13 protein-coding genes are annotated in these 11,394 nt (G+C 62.8%); 8 read left to right on the plus strand and 5 right to left on the minus strand.

Going from position 1 to position 11,394, the window contains the following annotated elements; all coding sequences use genetic code 11:
- Positions 1–12: 12 nt before the first annotated feature.
- Positions 13–1,239 (plus strand): RNA polymerase sigma factor, encoded by a 1,227-nt coding sequence (locus tag E3O19_RS11080; RefSeq protein ID WP_134567565.1) that lies wholly within the window; start codon positions 13–15, stop codon positions 1,237–1,239.
- 157 nt (positions 1,240–1,396) lie between these two features.
- On the opposite strand, the gene E3O19_RS11085 is transcribed toward E3O19_RS11080, so the two are convergent.
- Positions 1,397–1,915: an RNA polymerase sigma factor gene (locus tag E3O19_RS11085; RefSeq protein ID WP_241981321.1), complete on the minus strand. Its 519-nt coding sequence runs from the start codon at positions 1,913–1,915 to the stop codon at positions 1,397–1,399.
- Positions 1,912–2,619 carry a hypothetical protein gene (locus E3O19_RS11090; protein ID WP_134567567.1) on the minus strand — a complete coding sequence of 236 codons (708 nt, stop codon included), beginning with the start codon at positions 2,617–2,619 and terminating at the stop codon, positions 1,912–1,914. The genes E3O19_RS11085 and E3O19_RS11090 overlap by 4 nt, the downstream gene beginning before the upstream one ends.
- A 248-nt stretch (positions 2,620–2,867) precedes the next feature.
- Here E3O19_RS11090 and E3O19_RS11095 point away from each other — a divergent pair, with 248 nt between their 5' ends.
- Entirely contained in the window at positions 2,868–3,614 is a 747-nt protein-coding gene (locus tag E3O19_RS11095; RefSeq protein WP_134567569.1) for a tyrosine-protein phosphatase, read from the plus strand.
- Positions 3,615–4,034: 420 nt separating this feature from the next.
- Positions 4,035–4,247, plus strand: coding sequence for a hypothetical protein (locus tag E3O19_RS11100; protein ID WP_134567571.1), 213 nt, complete (start codon positions 4,035–4,037; stop codon positions 4,245–4,247).
- Positions 4,248–4,568: 321 nt separating this feature from the next.
- Here E3O19_RS11100 and E3O19_RS11105 read toward each other — a convergent pair whose 3' ends face one another.
- Both E3O19_RS11105 and E3O19_RS11110 read right to left on the minus strand, forming a co-directional pair.
- Positions 4,569–4,976, minus strand: a complete 408-nt coding sequence (locus E3O19_RS11105; protein WP_166804543.1) for a tyrosine-type recombinase/integrase — start codon at positions 4,974–4,976, stop codon at positions 4,569–4,571.
- 63 nt (positions 4,977–5,039) lie between these two features.
- Positions 5,040–5,540, minus strand: coding sequence for a tyrosine-type recombinase/integrase (locus tag E3O19_RS11110; RefSeq protein WP_134567575.1), 501 nt, complete (start codon positions 5,538–5,540; stop codon positions 5,040–5,042).
- Between the two features lie 426 nt (positions 5,541–5,966).
- Here E3O19_RS11110 and E3O19_RS11115 point away from each other — a divergent pair, with 426 nt between their 5' ends.
- The 4 genes from E3O19_RS11115 (at position 5,967) to E3O19_RS18345 (ending at position 8,500) form a co-directional block, all read left to right on the plus strand.
- Positions 5,967–6,542, plus strand: a complete 576-nt coding sequence (locus tag E3O19_RS11115) for a helix-turn-helix domain-containing protein (RefSeq protein WP_166804544.1) — start codon at positions 5,967–5,969, stop codon at positions 6,540–6,542.
- Between the two features lie 50 nt (positions 6,543–6,592).
- Complete coding sequence (locus E3O19_RS17950) at positions 6,593–7,114, plus strand: DUF6036 family nucleotidyltransferase (RefSeq protein WP_174776924.1); 522 nt, start codon at positions 6,593–6,595, stop codon at positions 7,112–7,114.
- Between the two features lie 324 nt (positions 7,115–7,438).
- Positions 7,439–8,047 carry a hypothetical protein gene (locus E3O19_RS18340; RefSeq protein WP_241981322.1) on the plus strand — a complete coding sequence of 203 codons (609 nt, stop codon included), beginning with the start codon at positions 7,439–7,441 and terminating at the stop codon, positions 8,045–8,047.
- A gap of 30 nt (positions 8,048–8,077) precedes the next feature.
- Positions 8,078–8,500 (plus strand): hypothetical protein, encoded by a 423-nt coding sequence (locus E3O19_RS18345; protein ID WP_277613029.1) that lies wholly within the window; start codon positions 8,078–8,080, stop codon positions 8,498–8,500.
- Between the two features lie 275 nt (positions 8,501–8,775).
- On the opposite strand, the gene E3O19_RS18850 is transcribed toward E3O19_RS18345, so the two are convergent.
- On the minus strand, positions 8,776–9,090 hold the full coding sequence (locus E3O19_RS18850; RefSeq protein WP_420898605.1) for a hypothetical protein: 315 nt from the start codon (positions 9,088–9,090) through the stop codon (positions 8,776–8,778).
- 71 nt (positions 9,091–9,161) lie between these two features.
- On the opposite strand from E3O19_RS18850, the gene E3O19_RS11135 reads away from it, so the two are divergent.
- A complete protein-coding gene (locus E3O19_RS11135) occupies positions 9,162–10,949 on the plus strand; it encodes a glycoside hydrolase family 15 protein (RefSeq protein ID WP_134567579.1) in 1,788 nt (595 codons plus the stop codon).
- The last annotated feature ends 445 nt before the right edge of the window (positions 10,950–11,394 follow it).

Here is an 11,394-nt window from a genome sequence, read left to right on the forward strand (position 1 = left end):
TCTGAAGCAATCATGATTGACGCACGGCGCACCGTCGACGCGGTGTGGCGCATCGAGAGCGCACGAATCGTGTCGACTCTTGCGAAGATGACCGGCGACTTCGGTTTGGCGGAAGATCTTGCCCAGGAGGCCGTCGTTGATGCCCTTGCCCAGTGGCCGGTGTCAGGCGTTCCGCAAAATGCGGGCGCCTGGCTCACGGCTGTTGCAAAGCGCAAGGCGATCGACGGGTGGCGGCGACGGCAACGACTCGACGAACGGTATCGTGCCATGGCGCACGACCTCGATGAGGCGGGTGACGGCGAGTGGCAACTGATCGACGACAGCGTGCTCCGACTCGTCTTCATCACCTGCCACCCGGTGCTCTCGCGCGAGGCACAGGTCGCCCTCACCCTCCGCGTCGTCGGTGGCCTCACGACCGAGGAAATCGCCCGGATGCTTCTCGTCCCGGTTCCGACCGTGCAGCAACGCATTGTCCGAGCAAAAAAGACGCTGGCCGCCGCGCAGGTTCCGTTCGAGGCGCCGGATCCGAACGAGTGGAGCTCGCGGCTCGGGGCCGTGCTTGGGGTGGTGTACCTCACCTTCACCGAAGGATATGCAGCGACATCCGGTGATCGTTGGATCAGACCCGAACTCGCGAACGAGGCGCTGCGGCTGGGCCGCTTGCTCGCTGAACTCGTGCCGCGCGAACCCGAGGCGCACGGACTGGTTGCCCTAATGGAGTTTCAAGCCTCACGCTTCGCCGCCCGCGTCGCCCACGACGGCACGGCCATACTTCTCACCGACCAGGACCGGTCGAGGTGGGACCACGCACAGATCCGGCGTGGGCGAGCAGCGCTCTTGCGGGCGGACGGAGTCGGCCGGGGACGGGCAAGCTATGGTCTGCAAGCAGCCATTGCCGAGTGCCATGCAGTGGCGCCGAGTATCGACGACACTTATTGGGATCGGATCGTGCTGCTCTATGAAGCCCTCGGCAGACTCGCACCCAGCCCAGTGGTCGAACTGAACCGCGCCGTAGCCGTGTCCATGGCAACGGGCCCGGCGAATGCTCTGCGCATCGTCGACCAACTCGCCTTCGATGGAGCACTCCGCGGCTCACACTTGCTCCCGAGCGTTCGCGGAGAACTTCTCGCGCGCCTTGGACGCACGGAGGAGGCCCGATCGGAATTGCTCACCGCAGCCCGGCTCGCCACCAACGAGCGCGAAAGTGCTGTATTGCGCGCCAAGGCGGCGGCGCTCTGACCGCTGTGACCCAGTCCGCTGAGCGTGCGGGAGCTCGGGCAAGCGCATCTGGGCTGCGTGCGGAAGCTTCCGACGTCGGTGGTGGCGCAGAGGGTTGAGCCATGAAGGTTCCTAGCTGGCCCGTCGGTCTGCAGGGACCCATATGCGAGTTCGGTGCCTAGAGAAGGGTCGGAGCCACATCGGTTGACAAGGCGGCAAGCAGCGCTAGGCGCGCGCGACGGTATCTTCCCCGCACCGTCGCGGCGGGCACACCCTGCAATCGTGCGATTTCGGCGAGGCTAAATCCCTCCCAATGCGTGAGCGTGACGACCTCTGCGAGGTCCGGGCCCAGTTTGGCAATGAGATCCCGGATGGCGACGGCCTCCTCGCTGCCAAGCTCGACATCTGTCACGGAGACAGTCGCTCGGAGTGCGCTGCTGAGCTCGCTGCGCCGTCGCTCGCCTCGGGAGTAATTTCGGAGCAGATTGCGGGCAATCCCGAAACACCACATCCGGGCGTGCTCGTGTTCTGACGGGAGTAGCGCACGTTTGCGCCAGACGGTGACCATCACCTCCGCGACCAGGTCAGGGGCATCGCTGCTGATTCGCCGTTGGAAGTACCGCAGCAGCTCGGGGCCAATTTCGCCGGTGATGTCGTGGAATCGTTGTTCGTCACCGTCCCGCGCGCGACTTCTCACTGAGCGGCCCCGGTGCACTGCTCTTGACTTTGAAAACCAAGTCCCGTCGACGGGATCCCCATCGACTCGACGTGGTCAGTCACCGCGACTTGGATGGCCTGCTTCACCGCCAAGTTGTACTCGACGTCGGCGTTGTAGTTGTCCGTGCCGTACCCGAATGGCACTGCAGTTCCGTCGTCTGATTGAGCCCAGTTCTCGTCCTTGTCGCGCATGGTCGTGATCGTGGCCTCCACATCCGCGACCGTCAGCAGGTTCGTCGTGCGCAGGAAGCCTCGGGCCGCCTCTTCCGCCCTAGGATCGGCGGCGACGTCAGCAGGGCGATTCGGGTCAGGGCTGTAAACAACCTCGCCAAGACGCAACTCACACGTGCCTCCGCCGGGCAAGGCGTAATGGACAGTCGCGTCCGGGTCCTGCGCCCACTCGGCCCATTCGGGCGTGTTGTGCCAAAGCTGCGACCAATCAATGGTTGTGACCGCGTACGCCGCGCCGGCTGCGCCCAGCACCAACATCGGGGCGACGATCACAGAAATCAGGCCCATGCGCCGACGAGAACGTACCTGGCTCGTGCTTACGATCACGGCAGCCATCTCCGCCAGCTGGTCACGGACCTCTGTTGTCGCCTCGGTCGTTGGGCGAGCACCCCGGGCTAGCAACGCTCCCAGTTCGTGGTCTGTCCCGGCCGGGTGGTCTTTTTCTTGAGTCATGTGTTCCTCCGATGTCTGTGAAACTGCTCTCATCCAGCTCATGTCCACACCGGGCCGAAGCGTTGCCCTCACGCAGATCCTATTTCGCGACTCGCCAGATCCTTTCACGGTTGTCAAGGGTCGATAGGGACTGCCCGTAGCCGGCAAGCAGAAATTCAGCGGGTCGACATGGACGCTAAGGCGCCGCTAGGGGTACCCGACATGTCGCGTCCGGACAAGCGGCAAATGACTGCACCTATGCTGGGCCGATGGTCAACGAGTCGAGTCTTGAAAGCCGAACTTTGAGTGTTGAAGGATTGGTCAACGCACGCGATCTCGGTGGCCTGCGTCGAAAGGATGGAACGCTGACTCCCAGGCGCGTCTTCTTCCGTTCCGAGAACGTCGACTGGGTCACCCCGGCAGGGTGGGACCAGATGCACGAGGCCGGCATCCGCACCATCGTCGACCTCCGCCAGGCAGGAGAACGGGCGCAGGACACCCAGCCGCGACCCGACTGGCTGACCACTCTTAACTTCGATCTGGACGGTCTCGACAATGCCGACTTCTGGACGGACTCCTGGAGCAACGGGCTCGTCGGAACGGCACTCTACTTCTTGCCTCACCTCGACGCGATGCCCGAGCGCAGTATCGCAGTTCTGTCTGCCCTAGCCAGCGCGCCAACGGGAGGGGTTCTCTTTCATTGCATGGGCGGAAGAGACCGAACGGGACTCATCGCAATGCTCCTTCTCGCTGCCATCGATGCGGAACCGGACGCGATCGTCGACGACTATCTCGAAACCGTCCGGCTGGCGGATCTGCGGGCGGCGACAGCGAATCGGAACAACGCTGAACCCGAGATCGAAGCACTGTGCCAGACATACGGCACCACGACAGAAGGTGCATTTCGCGCAGCCCTCGCCGGCCTCGATGTAGAGGCGTTCCTGTCATCAGCTGGGCTCGGCGACGCCGAAAGTGCCGCCATCACGAGCTGGAGGGGCACACTCCCGACCGCGTAAGTTACGACGCACAAGGGTGGCCTCTGCAGGCGATCGCGTGTCCGAAGCCCGATGGCAAAACCTATCAACTCCCTCGTTTGGATTTCCGCAGAATTCCGGGTGTCCGGTCTTAGCAACTTGTCCGAACTAGCGTGTCACGCGACAACATCAAAAAAATCCTGATCAGAAGCTAGTTCTTCTCAGGAGATTTCAGCCCAGAATCGATCGTGGCAACATTTTGGCAACACTTTTCTGAGCGCTGACCTGATTGAGCGCTGGCAAAACGGTCCGAAATCCGACCAGGATGCCGAATCGGCATATACTCACTTCGGCCACGGACCTTCCAAGGCGAATCGATTGCCCAGGCGCTGGCCTTGATCCGGATGCGTGTTCACCTCAAGCTCGCACTGGGTTGATCGCCCTCACCAGTAGGCTCACGCCATGATTCGCCTGCGTAAGACGCGTTGGAAGATCGCCTACATCCTCGTCGGCGTGGTCTCGCTGGTCGCAATCGAAATTGTGATCCGGCCGCTCATGGTCCCAAATCCGATGTATGCCGTCGTTGCAAACTCTCTGACCGTCCTGCTCTATTTCGGAGGAGTGCGATCCTTCCGCGGATTGGGCGAACACATCGAGCCACCCCGCGCCTGGTGAAGAATAACTTCCGGGCCCCGAGCCGGATACATCATCGGAACGCTCCTCGTACTGAACTCCGCCAACGGCGTGGTCGTTGCAAATACTGAGCGACCGGAGTTGATGTTCGACGTCGTGCTCGGCGTCGTTGTCGATGCATCACTGGCGTTCTTGTACTTCAGGTCATCAACCCGGGTCCGAAAAGCGCCTCCGCGCACGGTGCAAGAAGTGCCGCGCTGGAGTCCCCTCAAGAGCTAGCCTGCCCAGGGGTTCGGGCTCTGTGATTTCTGCGGCCGCTCGGCTCCATCCAATGGGCATCCGCATACAGGACTTGGTTTTTCCTTATGCGCCTTGTTCGAGCGATCGGCCGGAGGCAACACTCTTCTGGACGATGAGCTGATCGAGTGCCGACGAAACGGCATCCAGATCACTGTCGAAGAGATCCGAGTACACATCCAGGGTCACCGCAGCGGATGCGTGTCCGAGCATCCTCTGCACCGCCTTGACGTTCGCCCCGGCGCTGATGGCCAGGCTCGCTGCCGTGTGCCGCAGCTCGTGCGGGGTCAATCCGGCGATGCCAGCCTGCTCTGCGGCGGCGTCGAGCCAGCCTCGGCGGAACACCCTCCCACGCAGCCAGCCGCCGCGAGCGGCCGCGAAGACCGGCTCACCGCCCTGCCGACCGTTCGCAAGCACGCGCAGGTCGGCGAGAATCGACACGGGGACCGGGATCGACGCGGGGACCGGGATCAAGCGGGCCTCGTAGTCCTCGGGTTGGCCTTCGATCTGCGATCCGTCGATCTCGACAACGGTGTGCTACACCTCGAGCCGGCCGCGCACGAAGTCGATGTCCTGCACCCGCAGCCCGGAGGCCTCGCCCCAGTGCAGCCCGCAGTAGGCGAGCACCTTCACCAGCAGCCCGTAGCCGTTGAGGTGCCCGAGGTACCTGCCTCGCCCGATCGCATCGACCGCCGCAGACAGGTCCCGCACCTGCTCATGCGTCAGGTAGCGCTTGGATACTTTGTGCACCTTCGGCAGGTTGAGGCCGTGCGCCGGATTGGACGCGAGCCGGCCATCCTTGACGGCCACCTGCAAGCTCCCGGACAGCACGTTGACGATCTTGCGCACGCTCGCCGGCCCTTGCGTCCTGGACAGACCGCTCGCCCACGCCTGGACGGCCTGATGGTTGAGCGCGCCGAGTGGATAGTTGCCCAGCTGCGTCCGGATGGGCCGAACGACGATGCCGCGCGCTCGCTCCCTTGCCGTGGCGCGCCAGTCCGAGCGGCTATCCATCCACAGGTCGAGCCACTCCCCCACGAGCACCCGCGCCTTCGAGGGATCGACGTAGGCACCGCGACTCTTGTTGACCTCGATGTTCGCGAGAAAGCGTTCCGCATCACGCTTGGTGCGGAAGCCACTCGCGCCTTCTCGTTTTTATCTTTCTCATTTCATTTCTTCTAACCTCCCCCATCTCATTTTCCATTTCCATTTCCCTGATCAGCCACCACAGCTTTACTTCCCAACCCGCCATACAATGTCGTTGGGTGTGGGGGGTTGGGAAGCGAGCGCAGCGAGGGTGTGGTGGCTGATCAGGGAAATAACCTCTCAAACCATTCGTTTGCCTATTCGCTCTCAACGAATAGCCAAACGAACACCCAAACGAACAGGTCTCTGGTCAGCAACACGCCCGATCAGTTACACTGGTATATCTACTTAGATATGGCAGGAGAGGCCGGTGATCGAATGAGCGCATCAGTTCTGCTCCGCGCGTCGCGCCAGAGTCGCGGCATCAGCCAGGCCGATCTCGCCGCCCGCGCCCTCACGAGCCAACCCGACGTGTCATCGATCGAGAGCGGCCGCAGAGTCCCCACCGTCGACACCTTGGAACGTCTGTTGCAGCAAACTGGCCACCGTCTCGTCGCAGTGCCCGGCATCGGGCCGGATGCCGTCGACACCGCTGATCGAATCGCGAGCGCTCTTCGCGGGTCGGGCCGAGATGCCGCACTTCGTGCCTTCCTCGACTACTCGGACCAGCTCGCACGCACGACAGGCGCCGACCGTGTCATCCTGACCTTCGTCGAGCCGCCCCCCACCGGGTCCGCCGCGTGGGATGCCGCCCTCGCCGCCGTCGCCGAGCACTGGCTCAGCAAAGGCAAGCTGCCCAAGGCGCGCTGGATCAACGACCCGAGTCGGTTTCTTCCCAACCCGCAGTCACCGCAGCTCGGCGAGTACGACCTTGAGCCCGACCCGACCAATGTGCCGCTGGCGTTCCTGCGTCGTAACGTGCTCCTTGAACGAGAAACGCTGGCCAGCGTCTGATGGCCGGCCCACTCGATCTCAATGACCTGGTTTCGGGTCTTCGTGAAGTCGTGAAGCGAGCGCATGAGGCCGGCATCCGTGACGTGTCTATCCGGATCGTCGGCGGAGCCGCGCTCCGGATCGCCTACTTCGAACGTGCGACGACCGCCGACATTGACGCCCAGATCCAACCGCTTGACCAGCTCGAGCCCATCATCAGGCAGATCGCCAGTGAACGGGATTGGCCGGCCGACTGGCTCAATGACAAAGCGACCATATTTATCCCACGCTGGGGGCGCTCAGTCGAATGGGAATCCCTCTTCGACGACGAGAACGTGTCCATCTGGATCGCACCCGTCGAAGCTCTGCTGGCGATGAAGCTCAACGCCGCGCGGCCCGGACGCGACACCGAAGACATCGTTCACCTCCTCGTCCTGAACGACATCCACACCGTCGCCGCCGCAGAGCAGCTCTTCGAGGATTTCTATCCAGGAGACGGTCTGACCGAACGCGCCGTCCTGCTCCTAGAACGCATCTTCGCCAAGGGCCTTCCCGATCGACCGTCAGCTCCGCCACGCGCTGATTTTTCCTGATGAAGCACCTCGTTTTGTGGCAACAGAATGGCAACACTTGAGGGAAAAATAACCTGATTGACACCGATACGATCTGATCATAATGTGCAATCAATCCGGACGTTCCCTAAATCGGAAAGGCGGCGAAAGGGCTCACTTCGCCCTCCGGAGGCAGGGGCGGCAGTTCGAAGCTGCCTGGGGGCACACTTGTCACAAGCCGAGCTAGTTCGGACTTTTGCCACCTAGTTCGGACAAACTGCGTGGCCATGCTCCCCTGATGTATGCCAGATGGCTTGAATCGATTGTGCGCCGGCGACCGTGGCCCAAGGGGGGTTTACTGACCATATGAACGTCTTCCCGTTGTGGCTGCTTGTGTTGATCTTCGCCTGCGCGGCCGCGGTGGTGTGGATTGCGGGTATCCAACTATCCAAGACCACCGACGTCGTGGATGACCGGCTGCATCTGGGGAGCGCGCTCGGCGGACTGATCGTTTTGGCGGTGGCCACCAATCTTCCCGAGATTGCCATCACTGTCACCGCAGCCGTATCGGGAAATCTGGACATTGCTGTGGGCAACATCCTTGGTGGTATCGCTCTTCAGACGGTGGCGATCGTGGTCCTGGACGCGGTCGGCAAACGGGGCACAGGCGCGAATCCGCTAACTCACCGGGCGGCATCGCTCGTGCTGGTTTTGGAGGCCGTAACTGTAGTGGCCGTACTTTCCGTTGCACTCGCCGGCAGTCAGCTCCCGTTTGATCTGATGTTCGCCCGGTTGACCCCGGACGTGGTGATCATTGCGGCGTTGTGGATCGTAGGTCTGGTGCTCGTGCGCCGTGCTGGCAAGCATTTGCCATGGCACGAGGACGGTCGTTCCCCCGGATCCACCCCTCATCATCCCGGCATCGACGTCGGCCGCCTCAGTCGCCGCACAAAGACCGACCGACGGGGAAAGTGACCCTGATTTTCGCAGTCTGCAGCGGCTACTCTGGTCGCCGGTGTTGTCCTCGAGCGCTCGGGCGAGGCCGCGGCCGGTCAGGTCGAACTCTCGGAGGTGTTGTTCGGGGCGACTGTCCTGGCAGTCGCGACCTCGCTACCGGAAATCTCGACAGGTCTGCAAGCAATCCGGCAAGGCGATGACAACCTAGCGATCAGTGACATTTTCGGTGGGAACGCGTTCCTGCCCGGGTTGTTCCTGATTGCAACCGTCATCTCCGGGCAAGCCGTTCTTCCACACATCGGACCGACCGATATCTACCTCACAGCCCTCGCCGCGTTACTGACGTCCGTGTACATCGTCGGCATTATCTTCAGGTCGAAAAAGCAGGTTGTCGGTATCGGCGTTGACTCCCTCATCGTGCTGACCCTCTACCTCATCGGCATCGCCGGTCTCTTCGCGATCACCGCCTAACTTCGCGGCACGAATCAGAAGCTCTCCGACGGCAGGATCGCCCCGCACGCCGCGATGGTGCCCTCCACCACCAGTCTCTACCCCTGAACACGCTCGCCGAGAAACCAAGATTGTGCGTGAAAACCGAGGTTGGTGCTTACCCGCGACAGCTGACTCGAAGCCAGCTCGCCTCACCCGGAATGCCTTTTTCCTGTCGCCCGGCGACACGAGTTAGTTCATCTCCGTCTCTGTACCCTGATCCTTCGGCGGGCGCTTCCGCATCCTCTCCGTGATCGTCACCTTCTGTGAAGAGGATGCCTCTCGCGATTCCTCGCCACTTTGATGGACGTCGAAGGAGGAGTTCGATTTCCATGCTGAAGTGTTTGAATTCTTCCCCCAGCGAGTCGGACATGATCGTTCGAGCGGTGGCGCGCAGTACCTGGCCTCGATCCGCGCAGGTCGTCGGCGTCGAGACTCGACGAGGGCTCCATGGCTGCGAGCGCCATCACGAGAAGCAGGTGACTCTGGATCATGTCAACGAGGGCGCCGGCCTTGTCGTAGTACCCGGCGCGACCCTCAAAGCCAATGGTCTCGTCGAAGACGATGTCCACCTCCTCCGAGTATGACGAGAGTTCCGATGTGGTTGGGCATGGGCACAGGATGCCTCTGCGAGACTGACGAAATGGCTTTGCGCATCGAGGACTACGCCCTGATCGGCGACTGCCACACCGCCGGTCTGGTCGGACGGGACGGCAGCATCGACTGGCTCTGCTTCCCCCGGTTCGACTCTCCTTCCATCTTCGGCGCCCTGCTGGGCACGAAAGATCACGGACGCTGGCTGCTCGCTCCCGCAGGCGAGGTCCTGTCGACATCCCGGCGGTACGAAGAGGACAGTTTCATCCTCGTCACCCGGTGGGAGACCGCTGACGGCGAGGTGGAGGTCACCGACTTCATGCCCCACGGCGACCGGCGCGCTGATGTGATCCGCCGGGTCACCGGCCTTCGGGGCAGCGTGCCCATGATGATGGACCTGCGGTTCCGCTTCAACTATGCGGAGGCGCTCCCCTGGGTGCGCCAGGCACCGGACGAACACGGTCACGGGCTTGTGGCGGTCGCCGGGCCCGATGCCGTGATTATGCGCGGGCCGCAACTGCGAGCGGCCGACCACACTCACGTTGCGGAATTCACCGTCGATGCCGGGGAGAGGGTCGATGCCTCGATGACCTGGTATCCATCGTACCGCGAGCTCCCCCCGCGGATTGAGGTGGACGACCGCCTTACCGAGACCACCCGCTGGTGGCAGGACTGGGCATCCCACTGTATCGCCTCGCCGATCTATCACGACGAAGTGCACCGCTCGCTGCTCGTTTTACGCGCTCTCACCCACGAGGACACGGGCGGCATCGTCGCGGCAGCGACGACAAGCCTCCCCGAGTCATTCGGCGGCCATCGAAACTGGGACTATCGCTACGTCTGGCTGCGCGATGCGTCCCTCACTCTGAACGCGCTGCTCAGGCACGGATTCCACGCTGAGGCGAATTCGTGGCGCAGATGGCTGCTCCGGGCCGTGGCCGGCGATCCTGGCGACGTGCAGATCATGTACGGCCTCTCCGGTGAACGTCGCCTCACGGAGCGGGAGGTGGACAGCCTGCCCGGCTACGGCGGAGCCTCCCCGGTGCGGGTAGGGAACGACGCCTGGCGGCAATACCAGGGTGATATTTTCGGCGAGGTCATGATCGCCCTTCAATCGGCTCGCGAACTCGGTGTGGCCGAGGACGAATTCTCCTGGCCGCTTCAGCGCGCCCTGATGACCTATGTGGAGGAGCACTGGCGGCGCCCCGACAACGGCATTTGGGAGATCCGCGGTCCGCAACGCGATTTCGTGTCATCCCGGGCCATGATCTGGGCCGCATTCGACTGCGCAGTGCGAGCCGTCACCGACTTCGGGCTGGATGGTCCGGTGAAGCGCTGGATTCACCTGCGAGACGAGGTTCGTACCCAGATCGAATCGCGAGGTTTTGACAAATCCCGCAACACCTACACCCAGTACTACGGCAGCACCGGAGTGGATGCCTCCCTACTGCTTCTGTCCCAGATCGGCTACGTTGCCGCCGATGACCCGCGGATGCTCGGAACCGTCGCGGCCCTCGAGGAGGAGCTGCTGCACGACGGCCTGCTGATGCGGTACCGCACGGAATCGGGAGTGGACGGATTGCCCGGAGGCGAGCACCCCTTCCTCGCGTGTTCATTCTGGCTGGTGGAGCAGTATGCCCGCAGCGGCCGGGTGGCCGACGCGCGCACCCTGATGGATCGACTGGTGAGCTTCTGCAACGACGTGGGTCTGCTCAGCGAGGAATATGACGTCGTCGGTTCACGCCAGGTCGGAAACACTCCGCAGGCGCTCTCCCACCTCGCACTCGTGCGCGCGGCTGACGCCATCGCCGAGGCCACGCGGCCAAACCCCCAATAGGACTCAATCAGCCAATAAGAAGAGCCGCTGACCGTCGAGTCGTTCCTGGCTTACGGCTGCTGACTGGCGCAGGCCTGTTGTCATGACCTGTCGGTGGTGCCAGTCAATGAGCTTCTCCACCGGCCCATCCAGTGGGATATCGAGTGTTTGGATCCGACAAGCCCGCCAGGCAGGCTGGTGTTGCCCGGGACCGGGCCGACGCCCACCTCCCCGACCTCCACGACCTCCACGACCTCCACGAGAGGCAGCAGAACGGCCCAGCCTCGCGCCCGCAGTCCAAGCACGACGGTGCCGGACAACGAGGGCGATCGTGTGTGTGATCAACTCTTTGTAGGCCGTTTCGGCACAGGAAACCGGCCAAGTTAGCGGCTGGTTTCCTGCCAAAAGAGCGATAAAAATCAGGCCAGGCAATGCCCCTCCACGACGTTGGATTTGGGGAATGCGC

Origin of the sequence: Cryobacterium algoritolerans (assembly GCF_004402785.1) — a bacterium.
GTDB lineage: Bacteria > Actinomycetota > Actinomycetes > Actinomycetales > Microbacteriaceae > Cryobacterium > Cryobacterium algoritolerans.

Bases quoted from the DNA above. Each gene is read 5' to 3' on its own strand.
- E3O19_RS11115 (WP_166804544.1), top strand. From the start codon at position 5,967: ATGAGCGCATCAGTTCTGCTCCGCGCGTCGCGCCAGAGTCGCGGCATC.
- E3O19_RS18340 (WP_241981322.1), top strand. From the start codon at position 7,439: ATGAACGTCTTCCCGTTGTGGCTGCTTGTGTTGATCTTCGCCTGCGCG.
- E3O19_RS11135 (WP_134567579.1), top strand. From the start codon at position 9,162: ATGGCTTTGCGCATCGAGGACTACGCCCTGATCGGCGACTGCCACACC.
- E3O19_RS11080 (WP_134567565.1), top strand. From the start codon at position 13: ATGATTGACGCACGGCGCACCGTCGACGCGGTGTGGCGCATCGAGAGC.
- E3O19_RS11095 (WP_134567569.1), top strand. From the start codon at position 2,868: ATGGTCAACGAGTCGAGTCTTGAAAGCCGAACTTTGAGTGTTGAAGGA.
- E3O19_RS11100 (WP_134567571.1), top strand. From the start codon at position 4,035: ATGATTCGCCTGCGTAAGACGCGTTGGAAGATCGCCTACATCCTCGTC.
- E3O19_RS11090 (WP_134567567.1), bottom strand. From the start codon at position 2,619: ATGACTCAAGAAAAAGACCACCCGGCCGGGACAGACCACGAACTGGGA.